Origin of the sequence: Pseudoalteromonas sp. HL-AS2 (assembly GCF_031198805.1) — a bacterium.
GTDB classification, from domain to species: domain Bacteria; phylum Pseudomonadota; class Gammaproteobacteria; order Enterobacterales; family Alteromonadaceae; genus Pseudoalteromonas; species Pseudoalteromonas nigrifaciens.
In genome coordinates this window covers 1776662-1792598 of the sequence record NZ_CP133571.1, presented here as the reverse complement: position 1 = coordinate 1792598, position 15937 = coordinate 1776662, and the positions used below count along the sequence as shown (strand labels likewise).

At 39.2% G+C, this 15937-nt stretch carries 13 protein-coding genes and 2 tRNA genes; 7 read left to right on the top strand and 8 right to left on the bottom strand.

Features of this window, described 5'->3' with window-relative positions:
* Positions 1–286: 286 nt before the first annotated feature.
* The 4 genes from RB215_RS08440 to RB215_RS08425 all read right to left on the bottom strand — a co-directional run bounded on the left by RB215_RS08440 (position 287) and on the right by RB215_RS08425 (position 3085).
* Positions 287–363, bottom strand: a tRNA-Val gene (locus tag RB215_RS08440).
* 145 nt (positions 364–508) lie between these two features.
* A tRNA-Val gene (locus RB215_RS08435) sits at positions 509–585 on the bottom strand.
* A 114-nt stretch (positions 586–699) separates the two neighbouring features.
* Positions 700–1752 (bottom strand): DUF3080 domain-containing protein, encoded by a 1053-nt coding sequence (locus RB215_RS08430; protein WP_309216202.1) that lies wholly within the window; start codon positions 1750–1752, stop codon positions 700–702.
* The gene (locus RB215_RS08425) at positions 1730–3085 is read right to left on the bottom strand and encodes an MATE family efflux transporter (protein WP_011328411.1); all 1356 of its coding nucleotides are present in this window, start codon (positions 3083–3085) and stop codon (positions 1730–1732) included. The genes RB215_RS08430 and RB215_RS08425 overlap by 23 nt, the downstream gene beginning before the upstream one ends.
* A gap of 171 nt (positions 3086–3256) precedes the next feature.
* Here RB215_RS08425 and RB215_RS08420 point away from each other — a divergent pair, with 171 nt between their 5' ends.
* Positions 3257–3883: a riboflavin synthase subunit alpha gene (locus RB215_RS08420; RefSeq protein WP_179807349.1), complete on the top strand. Its 627-nt coding sequence runs from the start codon at positions 3257–3259 to the stop codon at positions 3881–3883.
* On the opposite strand, the gene RB215_RS08415 is transcribed toward RB215_RS08420, so the two are convergent.
* Together RB215_RS08415 and RB215_RS08410 are read right to left on the bottom strand one after the other, a co-directional pair.
* Entirely contained in the window at positions 3880–4083 is a 204-nt protein-coding gene (locus RB215_RS08415; RefSeq protein ID WP_011328409.1) for a CPXCG motif-containing cysteine-rich protein, read from the bottom strand. The genes RB215_RS08420 and RB215_RS08415 overlap by 4 nt on opposite strands.
* A 135-nt stretch (positions 4084–4218) precedes the next feature.
* Complete coding sequence (locus RB215_RS08410) at positions 4219–5079, bottom strand: fructosamine kinase family protein (RefSeq protein ID WP_309216201.1); 861 nt, start codon at positions 5077–5079, stop codon at positions 4219–4221.
* A 109-nt stretch (positions 5080–5188) separates the two neighbouring features.
* On the opposite strand from RB215_RS08410, the gene RB215_RS08405 reads away from it, so the two are divergent.
* From RB215_RS08405 to RB215_RS08390, 4 genes are all read left to right on the top strand, one after another.
* Positions 5189–5881, top strand: coding sequence for a DUF445 domain-containing protein (locus RB215_RS08405; RefSeq protein ID WP_309216200.1), 693 nt, complete (start codon positions 5189–5191; stop codon positions 5879–5881).
* Positions 5882–5996: 115 nt separating this feature from the next.
* Positions 5997–6782, top strand: a complete 786-nt coding sequence (locus tag RB215_RS08400) for a hypothetical protein (protein WP_309216199.1) — start codon at positions 5997–5999, stop codon at positions 6780–6782.
* 100 nt (positions 6783–6882) lie between these two features.
* Complete coding sequence (locus RB215_RS08395; RefSeq protein WP_011328405.1) at positions 6883–8265, top strand: amidohydrolase; 1383 nt, start codon at positions 6883–6885, stop codon at positions 8263–8265.
* 12 nt (positions 8266–8277) lie between these two features.
* On the top strand, positions 8278–9519 hold the full coding sequence (locus RB215_RS08390) for an amidohydrolase family protein (RefSeq protein WP_309216198.1): 1242 nt from the start codon (positions 8278–8280) through the stop codon (positions 9517–9519).
* 154 nt (positions 9520–9673) lie between these two features.
* Here RB215_RS08390 and RB215_RS08385 read toward each other — a convergent pair whose 3' ends face one another.
* Both RB215_RS08385 and cspD read right to left on the bottom strand, forming a co-directional pair.
* Positions 9674–11896, bottom strand: coding sequence for an NADP-dependent isocitrate dehydrogenase (locus RB215_RS08385; protein WP_011328403.1), 2223 nt, complete (start codon positions 11894–11896; stop codon positions 9674–9676).
* Positions 11897–12693: 797 nt separating this feature from the next.
* Positions 12694–12912 carry a cold shock domain-containing protein CspD gene (cspD, locus tag RB215_RS08380; RefSeq protein ID WP_011328402.1) on the bottom strand — a complete coding sequence of 73 codons (219 nt, stop codon included), beginning with the start codon at positions 12910–12912 and terminating at the stop codon, positions 12694–12696.
* Positions 12913–13121: 209 nt separating this feature from the next.
* On the opposite strand from cspD, the gene clpS reads away from it, so the two are divergent.
* Positions 13122–13430, top strand: coding sequence for an ATP-dependent Clp protease adapter ClpS (gene clpS, locus RB215_RS08375; RefSeq protein WP_011328401.1), 309 nt, complete (start codon positions 13122–13124; stop codon positions 13428–13430).
* A gap of 68 nt (positions 13431–13498) precedes the next feature.
* A complete protein-coding gene (clpA, locus tag RB215_RS08370) occupies positions 13499–15760 on the top strand; it encodes an ATP-dependent Clp protease ATP-binding subunit ClpA (RefSeq protein WP_011328400.1) in 2262 nt (753 codons plus the stop codon).
* Positions 15761–15937 lie beyond the last annotated feature (177 nt).

Below are 15937 nucleotides of genomic sequence, written 5' to 3'. Positions count from 1 at the left end.
CCATAACCTATCCACAGAAACATAATCTCAATCAAATAATTACCTGCTCAGTCCGCAGCGATGAAGTATATAAAGAAATCTTGGAACAAGCGGATAATTTTAAAAGAAACAATTTATAGCATTTAATAATATAATCAGTTGATTTATTGTCGATGCTTTTACTGATAGGGGACAATTATTTATCTGTTAACTAATACTATGATTTATGTGGTGGTCTCAACTTAGTATCAATTGATTTTGGCTTGGTATTTTTTTAGTTTAGGATAACGTAAGTGCCTGAAAAGATTGGTACGACTGAGTGGATTCGAACCACCGACCCCTACCATGTCAAGGTAGTGCTCTAACCAACTGAGCTACAGTCGTACAATTTTTGAATTCTTAAATAAATTTATTCTGTGATATTAGAATAAATTTGGTACGACTGAGTGGATTCGAACCACCGACCTTTGGACCGGGTGATCAAGGGTAGGTAGTGCTTTTTCCTTCAATTATACTTTTTCTTAAATGTTGGTACGACTGAGTGGATTCGAACCACCGACCCCTACCATGTCAAGGTAGTGCTCTAACCAACTGAGCTACAGTCGTATTACTTTAATTTAAGCTAAGTGCTAACTAGGTAGCACGGGCGCTAATATATAGCGTGATGGGAGTTGGATCAAGCAGCTTTATAGTTTTTGTGTTTATTTGCCGTTTTTTTATTCATATTGGGCTGATTTCACACGTTTTATAAAAAATTTGCCACCAAAGTACATGGTTTTTAGCTGAGTATTTTAGTTGGTTCAATAAGTTACTGTTTGCATTGGGCTGGAGTAAATTATTAATTGGTTTGCTGGTGATTGCTGTTTTATACCAAAGTTGTTGATATAGCGGTTGCAGGGTTTCTAAGTAGCCGGCGAGCTGTGCTTGGTAAGGTTGCACTTGTCCTAAGTAATATTTTTTAAAGATATTATTTATAATTTGCGCTTGGTTATTATTTTTACCTGCTTGGCATAGCTGGCTAATATTTATGGTGTTTATAAATTGGGTAGCACTGTTATTTAGGGCTATTTGCGTTCTTACTGATTGAATTAGCTGCTGGTTAAACTGGTATTTATTAAGCTGCTCTAGTGCGGCAAATAAATGCTCGGAGTTTATTTGTGCAAACTGCTGCTTGGTTATTTGTTGTTTAATATTTACCAGCTTTGTTACGGCATTTACTGTGTCGCTAAAGCCTGCTGGGGTTATTGAAAGCTCTCGCGAGCTCAGTTGCCAAATGCGATTAAGCTCGGACTCTTTATAGAGCATGCTATTAAAGTAGTGCATTAAGTTATTTTGTTTGTGTTCGGTTGCCGCCAAAATCTTTTTATAAATAGAAGAGTCTTTTTCAAGCGAAGTTAAGCACTGCTGCGCACTTTGTATAAATTTTATTTGATAGATTAATATGCTTGCCGCTGTGGCGGTTTTACCGAGTTGGTTATTATGCTCGCTAATGAGGACGTTAAGTTTGCAGTGGCTTAAACTGGCAAGTTGAATAATGCCCAAGGTGATGTTGCTATCACTTAATACAGTTAATGGTATTAAGCTTAGTGGCACTAGCGGTTTTGGTGTTACTGGCTGTAAATCAAGCGTGTTAGCTAGTCGCTGGATATAAGTATGGTTTGCATTACTGGGCTTATCGCTACAAGCGGTTAATGCAATAAAGCACACTACCAATAAACAGGTTATTGGCAGTGGCTTTACTAATAGCCGTTTAAGCTTGCAAAGATGGTTCATATTTAAAACGTCTATGTACTGTGTACATTAACAATACAGCAGCGAGTGTTAAGCCAACAATAATGCCCAACCAAAAACCATGTGGGCCCATTGCTGGGACGATTAAGTCGGTTCTGGCTAATACATAGCCTAGTGCAAAGCCAACTAACCAATACGATACAAATGTAATGTATGAAATAGGTGCGGTGTATTTTAATCCACGTAATATGCCATTTGCAGCAACTTGTAGTGCATCAGGTAGTTGATATATACAGGCTAAAATCATGATAGATGAAGCCAGTGCCAGTACTTCGGGGCTGTCGCTGTACAGTTGGCTTATTAAATCGCGGCCTAAAAAGGTAGTTACGGCAACAAATAGGGCAATGAGCGCTGCCAGTATATAGCTAGTTGAAACAGCAACTTTTAGCTGTTTTAAATGGTTTTGACCATATAAGTTACCTATGCGTATGCTTATAGCAATAGAAAGGCTAAGCGGCATCATAAACAATAATGTGGTAACACTGGCGGCAATTTGATGGCCAGATACGGCTACGGCGCCTAAATGGGCAATAAATAATGGAATGCAGGCAAATAAGGTTACTTCAAAAAAAGTAGCTAATGAAATAGGAATACCCAATTTAGTGATAATGCCAATAGTGGTTAAATTAGGTTTTTCAAATGGAGTCATTAAGCCTTTAGCATCTATTTTTTTACTCATTTGGCAATAAATAACCTGGGCTATTGCCATTACAGTTAATACTAATGCAGTAGCAATACCACAGCCTGCGCCGCCATAAGCGGGTAGGCCAAATAAGCCATTAATAAAAATATAGTTAACCGGAATATTAACCGCTAAACCTAACAGGCTGATATAAAAAGCGGGTTTGGTCATGCCCATACCTTCGGTCATATTTCTGTAAACGGTAAAAATTAAAAAGCCAAACACTCCCCATTTAACAAAGCGAATATAATCACTGGCAAGTGTTGCTATAGCAGGGCTGGTGTCGAGTTTTAAAATAATAATATCGGCAAATTGAGCAATACCAAACCCAGCAATACATAGCAGCGCAGTTAAATATAAAGCTTGTTGAAAATAATGGCTGATGCCTTTTTTATCGTTGGCCCCCGCAAACTGTGCAATAACACCGGTTAAAGCGAGTAAAATACCTTGCAGTGCAAGTAATAATGGGTTCCAAATACCAGTGGCAATAGATAAAGCAGCTAAATCAGTTGGGCTTACTTGGCCTGCCATAATCGTATCGACGACAGACATTAAAACAAGGGTAACCTGAGCTAAAAAAACGGGGATGGCAAGGGAAAGTAAGCGTTTAGCTTCCCAATTACTAAATGTCATAACAAACAGCTAAGAAATAATACAGGGCATAATTGTAATCTATTGCGGGGTGCCAATCCATTAAGATAATTATTAAGAGTGCATGATTTTATAACTTGATACGTTAAACTAGAGGCTATTAAGCAGCAAAGGCTTAACAGCCCCAATTTTGTAATAAACTTAAGAGATTATATGTTTACAGGAATTATACAAACCCAAGCGAGAGTCGTGTCGGCTAACCAAGTAAATGGCGTGATGCAATTAACCATAGCGGTTGAAAAGCAATATATACAGCAACTAAATTTAGGGGCGAGTATTGCTATTAATGGCTGTTGTTTAACGGTTGTTAAAGTATTAGCAAGTGATGATGATTTAATGGCGCAGGTATATTTTGATGTGATTGATGAAACACTCAAGTTAACTAACTTAGGTAAGCTTGAACTGGATAGTTTAGTTAATTATGAGCGTTCAGTAACCTTTGGTACAGAACTTGGCGGGCATATTGTGTCTGGCCATATTCACTGTACGGCTAAAGTGGTGCAAATAGTTAAACAGCAAAGTAATTATAAAATGCTATTGTGCATACCGCCGCAGTGGCAAAAGTATGTATTGTATAAAGGTTTTGTGGCTATAAATGGCGCAAGTTTAACTGTAGGTAATGTTGATGAGCAGGGCTTTTGGCTGCACCTTATTCCCGAAACCCTCGCTATTACCAACTTAGATGCAGCTAAGCTAGGTGATGAGTTTAATATTGAGGTAGATCAGCAAACCTATACCATAATAAATACGGTCGAGAACTACTTGCGTCAGCAGAGTTAAAATATTTGTTCGTCGCCGCTATCTACATGTAATTCTAGTTTATTACGAGCATGGTCAATGTGCATGTTTAAATGAATAGGGTTACAACAGGCGCTGCACTCTTCTATGTAGTCTTGATCTCCCATGCTGGCATCTAAATCTAAATGAATATGATGCCCGCAGTGCGGACATGAAATACGTTGCGATACAAAGTTTTTCATAATCACTCCATGTACATTATTAAGTAGGCTTTCAATAATATAATTACACTAATTAATCACTTACTTAATGCTATTGGTATAAGCTCAATATAGTCGGGTTTGAATGTTTACTGCGTTTAATTTAGTTTATTAGGATTACTTTATTAACCTTTCTATGTGTTGTTTTGCTTGGGTAAGGTAATGCCCCGCAAAAATATTAGCGTGGTTTAAAATAGGGTAAAGCTGGTATATTAATTTACGTTGCTCAAAACTTGCTAGCAACGGATATTGTTGATTATAAGCGCTGTAAAAATCATCTGGCAGTGGTGAAAATAGCTCGCTCATGGCTATATCAACCTCTCGGTCACCGTAATAACAGGCAGGGTTAAATATACTCGGTACTGTATTTATAAACCCTACATTGCCACGCCAAAAATCACCATGTAATAATGATGGCTCTACGGGGTGGCTGTGTAATTGCTCTTTTACTAAATTAATTAATCGTTCTGGCTCTATAAATATAATGCCTTTTTCTGCCAATAATTGTAATTGCCAGCCTATGCGCTCTTCGGCGTAAAATATATTCCACTTTTTATGCCAGCTATTAGGCTGTACTGTAGTGGCTAAATAATTATCTACATCAAAACCAAACATGGCTTGCTGATGCTTTTGATGCAACATTGCTAAGCCTTTACCCATTGCGTTCCATGTGGGGTGTGGTTGTTTGTCAAATTCTAACCACTCTAAAACAATAAACGAGAACTCTATATTTGCACCTGTTGTAATGCAATCAGGCACTATAAACACCCCGTTTTCTGTGAGCAGCTTTAAACCAAGCGATTCGCTTTCTAGGCGCTCAAGCTCATTTTTTAACGCTACTTTTACTAAATAGTTGTGCGTACCATTGGTTATATGAAAAAGTTTGTCTGTGTTGGTGCTCTGAAGTTGCTGTTTATGAGTATGTTTAAAGTCATAATGTATGGCTTGGCTTATTTGCTCGTTTACTGTTTTCCACATAACAATTGCTCGCTTTTTAAACCGATACTTAAACTATGGCAAAAAGGTATTAATTTAACAAACTAATCGTTGTAAAATTAATGCCATAAATCACTGAAATGGAATAAAAATGAATAAAAGTTTAATAACCAATTTGCTAGCGGGTATATTTGTTGTTCTCGGCTTTATATTTGATCAGGCAATTGTGCTGTCGGTTGGTTTATTTGCACTCTCTGGAGCAGTGACTAATTTATTAGCTATTCATATGCTGTTCGAAAAAGTACCTTTTTTATATGGTTCGGGAGTAATCGCGTTAAAGTTTCAAAGCTTTAAAGTAGCAATAAGAAACTTAATTTTAACTGAGTTTTTTTCAGAGCAAAAAATTAATAGCTTACTCAGCAAAGCGCAACCTAATATCGACTTTGAACCAATAATAAATAATGTTGATTTAAACCCCGCATTCGACAGTTTACTAGAGGTAATTGAGCAATCTCAGTTTGGCAGCATGCTTGCTATGTTTGGTGGCAGTGCGGCGGTTGAGCCAATGCGTGAAAAATTCATTGAAAAAATGCAACTGTCGCTTAGTGAGATTTCTCAAACTGACGACTTTAAAGCATTAGTAAGCCAAACACTTTCACAAGGTAATAGCGCAGAAAGCCTACATAAAACGGTGCTTAAACTAGTTGATGAGCGCCTTGATGAGCTAACCCCTAAAATGGTTAAAGAGATTATTCAAACCATGATCCGCGAGCACTTAGGTTGGTTAGTTGTATGGGGCGGCGTGTTTGGTGGATTGTTTGGGTTAATCGCTGCCGTGATTTAAATATAGTCTGAGCTATAAAATAATTTTATTAAAAGTATTTTATAGCTACTGACATATTTTTTCAGACTGTTATTATCGCCCCCTAATTTTTAGTGTTTAATTAAAAGGAGCCACTGTGAGTAAAACGCTAGCCAGTTATTATCAGCAGGCGTATGCATGCGACCAACAGCACTTTAACCAATGTTTTTATTGTGGCTGTGAAGCGACAGAGCGCGACCATTGTCCGCCATTACACATGCTACAAAGCATTATTGACCTAGGTGAAGAAGCCGACTTTGTATCAATACCGGCATGTTATGAGTGCTATGCGCTACTACATAACGAAAGGTTAATGACGATAGATGAGCGCTTTACTAAAATGAAAAAAAAGCTTTCTAATAAATACGCTAAACCACTGCGTGTTTATAACATGTGGGAAGAGAGTGAACTAGGTGATATGAGCGACGAGTTTGCGCATAGCATTCAAGCGGGTATGAAACTAGGTAAAGAAGCCGCAGAGCGCTTAGCATTTACTGGCTTTAGTTACGCCACTGAAGAGGCTAAGGTCACAGTGCGGGAAAAAACCAAAGAATTTGACGTAGAAGGCGTGTTATTTACTGATTTTAAAGAGGCACTAAGCTACTGCATTACCGACTTAAATGTTGATAAAAGTGATTTTTATAAAATATTGGTTGAAGACTATCAAGGCGATTTTAACAAAGCACTTAGCCAGTATCGTCATCGGCATGACAAAGTAACTGCCGCTAAAGATGGCAACACGTTAATTAAAGATTTTTCAAAGCTGCACAAACAAAACTCTGATTTTGTAACTCGCACTGTTAAGCACTTTATGGAAAAAGATCCAGTGTTAACAACCGAAGGCGCACTAGAGAAACTTTATAACAATTATATAAAAAAGTAATTACAGCAACTCATCTCAATTTATTGGTTTTTGGCCTGTTTTTTTAGCTTTATTAGTTAGCTTTAGCTAAAGTAGCAAAAAAACAGGAGAACCGAATAACATGCAAAAATTTGCTCCCTCATTGTTAGCTATTGGCTTAGCAACTGCACTTGTTGGTTGCCAAGAAAACGGCCCACAAGACGATAAAATAACAATAAACAAAAACCCTTACCCAAGTACTTATAAAGTGGTTGCTACATCAAGCACGCTGATCACTAATGCCACTGTATTAACAGGTACGGGCGAGCGCTTAGATGATACCGATGTATTACTTGTTGATGGTAAAGTACAACAAGTAGGCAAAGATTTAACTGCATCAGCAGATACCACAATTGATGCTCAAGGCAAGTGGGTCACACCGGGTATAATTGACGTTCACTCACATTTAGGTGCATATCCAAGCCCCTCGGTTGAGTCGCATCAAGACGGTAACGAAATGACCAGCCCAAATACAGCGGAAGTATGGGTAGAGCACTCTATTTGGCCACAAGATCCAGGCTTTAACCGTGCTCGCGAAGGCGGTATTACCTCACTACAAATATTACCTGGCTCTGCTAACTTGTTTGGTGGGCGCGGCGTAACACTTAAAAACGTACCAGCGCATACAATGCAAGCAATGAAATTTCCAGATGCGCCGTACGGCTTAAAAATGGCGTGTGGCGAAAACCCAAAACGCGTTTATGGTCGTAAAGGCACGTTACCGTCAACCCGTATGGGGAACATGGCCGGTTACAGAATGGCATGGGCCGAAACTGTAGAATACAAACGCGCGTGGGATAAATACGATAGCGATTATGCAGCGGGTAAAAACCCAGCAGCACCTACCCGCGATATTAAATACGATACATTGCGAGGAGTGTTAGAGGGCGAAGTGCGCATTCATAACCATTGCTATAAAGCAGAAGAAATGGCGATGATGATTGACCTTTCAAAAGAATTTAATTATCACGCGGGTACTTTTCATCATGGTATAGAAGCCTATAAAATTGCCGACATGCTAGCTGCAAATGGTTCATGTGCTGCGCTTTGGCCAGACTGGTGGGGCTTTAAAATGGAAGCCTACGACATGGTGCAAGAAAATGTGGCCATTGTTGATGCGGTTAAAAACTCGTGTGCGGTAGTTCATTCTGATTCAGATACGACTATTCAGCGCTTAAACCAAGAGGCCGCTAAGGTAATGTTCCGCGCTAATCAAAATGGTTTTGATATTTCGGAGCAGCACGCAATTAAGTGGATCACTGCTAATGCGGCAAAATCACTAGGAATTGATGATAAAACAGGCTCACTCGAAGCGGGTAAACAGGGCGATGTGGTTATTTGGAACCAAAGCCCGTTTAGTGTTTACGCTAAAGCTGAGCAAGTGTTTGTTGATGGTGCAAAAGTTTACGATAGAAACGATAGCACGTATCAGGCAACAAGTGATTTTATGTTAGGTCAACAATAAGGAGCACCCAGAATGAAAAATTTATCACGTTCGTTTTCGCTTTCTCTGGTTGCTGCAGGGTTATTAGCAGCAGGCGCGGTTAATGCGCAGTCACTGGCAATTATTAACGCCACATTACACACATCAACAGAGCAAGGTGTATTAGAGGGCGCGAGCATTGTAATGACTGATGGCAAAATTTCTGCCATTAATCCAAGCGCTGTAAAAGCCGACAAAATTATTGATGCTAAGGGCCAAATAGTAACGCCTGGCTTTATTGCCAGTATTAACCAATTAGGTTTAGTTGAAGTAGGTGCGGTTGCAGGCTCACGCGATGGCGGCGATGAAAAAGCCGGTATTGATTTTGATGCAAGTTTAGCTTTTAACGGCCACTCGGGGTTAATTCCTTACGCACGTAAAGGCGGAATTACACGCGATGTGATCACCCCACAGGGCGGCGAGAGTATTTTTGCAGGCCTTGCAAGTGTAGTTGATTTAAGTGGTAGCTTTGAAAGCGTACTGCAAAAACAAGTGGCACTAGTGGTTAATTTAGGTGAGCGCCGTAAAGGTTCGCGTGCGTTTACTTTGCAAACGCTTATAAATAAGCTTGATGAACATCAAACTAAAGCCGATAAAAAAGCTAAAAAAGATGACAAAAAGCCAACCGCCGAAGATAAAATAATGGTTAAAGTACTTAGCGGTGAAATGCCATTAATCGTTAATGTATCTCGCGCTGCCGATATAGTTGAGCTTATTAAAGTAAAGCAGCAGTTTGGCATTAACTTAGTACTTAATGGTGCGCAAGATGCTGTTGTAGTTAAAGAGCGTTTAGCTAAAGCAGACATTCCAGTGATCATTAGTGCTATGGATAGTTTGCCAGGTAGTTTTGACTCATTAAATGCGAGTTTAAATAATGCAGGATTACTTGAGAAGGCCGGCGTAAAAGTACTGCTAACAGTGGGCGGCGATGCCAGTCATAATGTTTACCAGCTACGTTTTGATGCGGGTAATGCTGTATCGTATGGTATGAGCCAACAAGGTGCGTTAAAAGCAGTTACAGCAAACGTGGCTGATGTATTTGGCATTAATGCAGGCAGCCTAGCAGTAGGTAAAGCGGCCGATGTGGTTATCTGGAGCAATGATCCGTTTGAGCTTAGCAGCCACGTGAGCAAAATGTTTATTAATGGGGTTGAGGTATCTACACAATCTCGCCAAGATAAACTGCGTGACCGTTATACAACTGAGTCAAGTATGCCACGCGCATATACTAAGTAATCAGAAACTAAGCTAAACATCCTATATATTGGAGGTTAAAGCTACTACTAAAAAGGCCGCTATTTTATAAATAGCGGCCTTTTTATTTGTAAATTTTAGACATAAAAAAGCCGCTTACTTTTGCAAGTAAGCGGCTTTTAAATTCATTTCAATATTATACTAATTTAGCAAGAATATCGTTAAAGGTAGTGCTTGGACGCATCGCTTTAAAAGCAGCATCGTCGTTAGGCTGGAAGTAACCGCCTAAATCTACCGCTGGGCCTTGCGCGTTGTTTAGCTCACTAACAATTTGTTCTTTGTTAGTTTCAAGGTCACTAGCAATTTGCGTAAACTGCGCTTTAAGTTCGCTGTCGTCATTTTGCTTAGCAAGTTCTTGTGCCCAAAATAAAGATAGGAAGAAATGAGAACCACGGTTATCAATTTCTTTTACTTTACGTGAAGGCGACTTGTTTTCTGCAAGGAAAGTACCAGTTGCTTTATCTAGGGTGTCAGCAAGTACTTGTGCCTTGTTGTTACCCGTCGTTACGCTTAGGTGCTCAAGCGATGCAGCAAGTGCTAAAAATTCACCTAAAGAATCCCAACGTAAGTGGTTTTCTTTTTCGAATTGTTGCACATGCTTAGGTGCAGAACCACCTGCGCCAGTTTCAAATAAGCCACCACCGTTCATAAGTGGAACAATTGACAGCATTTTAGCACTTGTACCCAACTCTAAAATTGGGAATAAATCTGTAAGGTAATCACGTAAAACGTTACCTGTTACAGAAATAGTGTCTTTACCTTCTTTAATACGCGCTAAAGAGAATAAAGTTGCTTCAAGCGGTGCTAAAATTTGAATATCTAGGCCAGCTGTATCGTGCTCTGGTAGGTATTTATTTACTTTTTTGATTAGCTGCGCATCATGTGCACGGTTTTCGTCTAACCAAAAAATAGCAGGAACGCCCGTTGCGCGTGCACGGTTTACTGCAAGCTTAACCCAATCTTGGATTGGTGCATCTTTAACCTGACACATGCGCCAAATATCGCCTTGCTCAACACTGTGCTCAAGTAAAGTAGTACCGTTTGCATCAACAACACGGATTGAACCGTCTGCTTTAGCTTCAAACGTTTTGTCGTGTGAACCGTATTCTTCTGCTTTTTGCGCCATAAGGCCAACGTTTGGAACGCTCCCCATAGTTGTTGGATCAAACGCACCATTTTCTTTACAAAAATCAATAGTTGCTTGGTAAATACCTGAGTAACAACGATCTGGAATTACAAAGCTAGTGTCTTGTAATTTACCATCGTTATTCCACATTTGACCGCTTGAACGAATTGCAGCAGGCATAGATGCATCGATGATCACGTCACTTGGTACGTGTAAGTTTGTAATACCACGGTCAGAATCAACCATAGCAATAGCAGGGCGGTTAGCGTAAACAGCTTGAATGTCTGCTTCAATTTCTTCGCGCTTAGCGTCATCTAATGTTTGAATTTTAGAGTACACATCGCCTAAACCATTATTTACATCAACACCTAGCTCTTCAAAAAGTTTACCATGCTTAGTAAATACATCTTTGTAGAATACTTTTACAGCGTGACCGAAGATGATTGGATCAGATACTTTCATCATTGTCGCTTTCATATGCAGCGAGAATAATACGCCTTTTTCTTTAGCAGCATCAATTTCGGCAGCTAAGAAAGCTTGCAGTTTAGCAGCGCTAATGCTTGATGCATCAATAACTTCGCCAGCTAAAAGCGGTGTGCTTTGTTTAAGCACAGTAACGTCGCCGTTAGTTGCAACATGTTCAATACGCACATCAGTGGCTGTATCAACAGTTACTGATTGCTCAGAACCAAAAAAGTCGCCTTCGCTCATGCTAGCAACGTAAGATTCAGAATCTTTGCTCCACGCACCCATTGAATGCGGGTTGTTACGTGCATATTCTTTTACAGAACCAGGTGCACGACGATCTGAGTTACCTTCACGTAGTACTGGGTTTACTGCACTGCCTTTAATTTTGTCGTACGCAGCTTGAATTGCTTTTTCTTCATCGTTTTTAGGCTCAACAGGGTATTCTGGAAGTGCATAACCTTTAGCTTGAAGCTCTTTAATTACCGCGCGAAGCTGTGGTACAGAGGCGCTGATGTTTGGTAATTTAATAATGTTAGCTTCTGGTGTTTTAGCCAGTTCGCCAAGTTCAGCCAGTGCATCGTTAATACGTTGTTCTGGTGTTAAATAATCAGGGAAGCTTGCAATTACACGACCTGCTAATGAAATATCGCGAGTTTCAACTTCAACACCTGCCGCATTTGTATATGCTTGGATGATAGGTAGCAACGAATAAGTTGCGAGTGCCGGAGCTTCGTCCGTTTTTGTATAGATAATTTTTGATGTCATCATCATTCCTAGATAGTTGGCCATAACGACCATATTCAACAATGCAAAGAAATCATTGCCACCAGTATTGGTAATACATTAAAGCGTTAATAATGGAGCAACGAGCAGTCAGTTAGGTGTTTATTGCCCTATATTTATATAAAGCAAAATAGTCACACCTGACCAGCTAGTACCGTATTTATAACTAAACATTTAATAAAAATAAATTAGCCTTTAGGCTAGCGTTAATACGTTATTTTTAGGGTAAAGAGTGTAACAAGCTTGGTTTAAAAGGGCTAGTTTTTGCAAGCACCATCCAAGTAGTTATACCAATTGAATTAAAAACATTGATCGTTCTAACGGACTAAAGTTTCATAATGGCATTAAAATTTTCATATAGAATAACTATACATTTAAATTTATGCTTAATTATTAAGCTTTTTTACTTGTCGCTATAGTAAATGCCAATTTTATTAAAAATATGAGCATGCTTGCGTATTAAATGACTTATTGGTTACTTTTAAAATAACTAAAGTAAAACAATGGGATACATTGTTTAACCCTATTGTTAAGCCATTTGTTTTGCACCGAAATTACTCATTAATTTAATGTTATTGGTATATTCGCGTATTTAATACAAATTGATATTTAACATTCAATACAGAAAATATTGGGGTAGATAAAATAAATTCAAGGAAAAGGGTTGAATTTGCAGATAATGAGGCTATTAATACAGAAGAAGAGATGATAAAAAAGATGTTGAAGGAATTAAGCGAGGATCTAAGCAGGTCACTCGCTTTAGTAGAACAAAATAACAGTCACTCAATAATATCACCGTTAGGCGCTATATTTTTAGCATGTAAGCCTTTAGGGCCTTGTTCTAATTCGAATGTTACATCTTGACCAGCTTTAAGTGTTTTATAGCCGTCCATTACAATTGTTGAGTAATGAGCGAAAATATCATTCTCGCAGCCGTCTTCTACGATGAAACCGAAACCTTTGGCATTATTGAACCATTTGACTTTACCACAAGCCATACTTCTACATCCTTCTATAAGTTCACTAATTTAGTTAATCTAAACTGTATAATTTGCTAGACTGACTAAGGTTTAATCAATCTATGTTTGACTGTAGTTTATTTAGCCAGTCAGTCAAGTGTTTTGATCTATTTATTAACATTTTATTTATTTTTTTATTCAAGTTTGCTTGAGTTACAAAGACAAGACTATATTTAATTATGAGTGGTATGAAAGATTCAGGTGTTATAGACATCGTTCGCGACAAGGAAAAGCAAAAGCTGCAACCACCGCGAAAATATAAAGTTGTTTTAAATAACGACGATTACACGCCAATGGATTTTGTGATTGAGGTCCTGATGACGTTTTTTAATATGGATAGCGATAGAGCAACCGACGTGATGCTGCAAATTCATCAACAAGGGAAGGGGATCTGTGGCGTATTTAGCTCAGATGTAGCCCATACAAAAGCTGAACAAGTTAACCGGTATTCAAGGGATAACGAGCATCCACTGCTATGTAGTTGTGAGCAGGAATAAATACCAAGCGAATGATCTTTCGTTCGATTGTAATGGTATAAAATTATTATCTCTGTAAGGGGTTGCCAATGCTAAATAAAGATTTAGAACTTACTTTGAACAGCGCGTTTCGCGAAGCGCGTACACGTCGTCATGAGTTTATGACGGTAGAACACCTTTTACTTGCGCTTTTGGACAATCCATCTGCTGGGGAAGCGCTAAGTGCCTGTGCAGTAAATGTTGCAGAGTTAAAAACTGAACTCCTTGAGTTTATTAACGAAACCACGCCGGTTATTCCAGATTTAGAAGAAGAGCGTGAAACTCAGCCAACACTTGGTTTTCAACGTGTATTGCAACGTGCTGTTTTTCATGTGCAATCATCGGGTAAGAACGAAGTGACAGGCGTAAACGTGCTGGTGGCTATTTTTTCTGAACAAGAAAGCCAAGCAGTCTATTTACTTAAAAAACACGACATATCACGTCTCGATATTGTTAATTTTATTTCGCATGGCATTGCCAAAGGCGATGATGAATTAGGCGATGACACCGACGATATTCACGAAGACGTACAAGAAGTGCAAAGCGAAGAAGCAAGCAAGCTCGACAGTTTTACCACTAATTTAAACGTACAAGCGCTCGAAGGCCACATTGACCCATTAATAGGGCGCGATAGTGAAGTAGAGCGTACTGTACAGGTGTTGTGTCGTCGTAAAAAGAACAACCCACTATTAGTAGGCGAAGCAGGTGTTGGTAAAACAGCAATTGCAGAAGGCTTAGCGTATCGTATTGTAAATAAGCAAGTACCCGAAGTAATTGCCGATGCAGTTGTTTACTCGCTTGATATGGGCGCATTATTGGCAGGTACTAAGTACCGTGGCGATTTTGAAAAACGCTTTAAAAGCTTACTAAAAGAGCTGCAAGCACAGCCGGGTTCTATTTTATTTATTGATGAAATTCATACTATTATTGGTGCCGGCGCGGCATCGGGTGGAGTTATGGATGCATCAAACTTACTTAAGCCGCTACTCTCTAGCGGGCAATTACGCTGTATGGGTTCGACAACTTATAACGAGTACAAAAATATTTTTGAGAAAGACCGTGCTTTGGTACGTCGCTTTCAAAAAATTGATGTGCTTGAGCCGAGTGTTGCCGATACCACTAAAATATTAAATGGTTTAAAAGAGCGTTACGAAGCGCACCATGGCATTCGTTATACGCAAAAAGCATTAAAAGCAGCGGCAGAGCTAAGTGCAAAATATATTAATGAACGCCATTTGCCCGACAAAGCAATTGACGTAATTGACGAGGCCGGTGCAAGCCAACGTTTACTGCCTAGCTCTAAACGTAAAAAAACCATTGGCGTTGCCGATATAGAAAACATTGTGGCTAAAATGGCGCGTATTCCACCGCAAAGTGTGTCATCTAGCGACAAAGAAACGCTAAAAAACTTAGACCGCAATTTAAAAATGTTGGTGTTTGGGCAAGATCAATCTATTGATGCGCTTACATCAGCTATTCGCTTATCGCGCTCTGGTTTAGCCAACGAAGAAAAACCGGTAGGGTCGTTCTTATTTGCAGGCCCAACAGGGGTAGGCAAAACCGAGGTAACTAAACAGCTAGCTAAATGTATGGGTGTTGAGTTTATTCGCTTTGATATGTCGGAGTACGTAGAGCGCCATGCAATAAGTCGACTAATTGGTGCGCCACCAGGTTATGTTGGTTTTGAGCAAGGTGGGTTACTCACTGAAGCGGTAATTAAAAACCCGCATGCGGTAGTACTGTTAGATGAGATTGAAAAAGCGCACTCAGATATTTACAACATATTGCTGCAAGTAATGGATCACGGTACATTAACTGATAATAACGGCCGCAAAGCCGATTTTAGAAATGTAGTCGTGGTAATGACCACCAATGCGGGCGTGCAAGAAACAACGCGTGCGTCAATTGGTTTTAGCGAGCAAGACCATACGCACGATGCAATGGGTGAAATTAATAAAGTATTTTCACCAGAATTTAGAAACCGTTTAGATAACATTATTTGGTTTAATCACCTTGATAAAGACGTTATTTTACTTGTGGTTGATAAGTTTATTGTGGAGCTTCAGGCGCAACTGGATAAAAAGTCAGTTAATCTTGAGCTAAGTGCTAAAGCACGGGAATGGTTGGCTGACAAAGGTTACGACAAAGCGATGGGGGCACGTCCTATGGCACGTATTATCCAAGAGCAGCTTAAAAAACCATTAGCCAACGAAATACTCTTTGGTGAACTTGTTGAAGGCGGTACGGTTAAAGTATCGGTTAAAGATAAAAAAATTCGCTTTGATTATCAAAGTGATTTAACACCAGCTTAGTTTAATATGCGCTAAATGAGTTAAATAAAAAGGCCTGCTTTTAAAAAGCAGGCCTTTTTTGTAATGTTTTATAGACAACAAAAAACCCAGCAAGGCTGGGTTTTTTGTTTATTAAATGTAATTGCTAGTTAATATCCATCAATTACATTTAATAAACGCTTAAAGCTAGTGAAACAC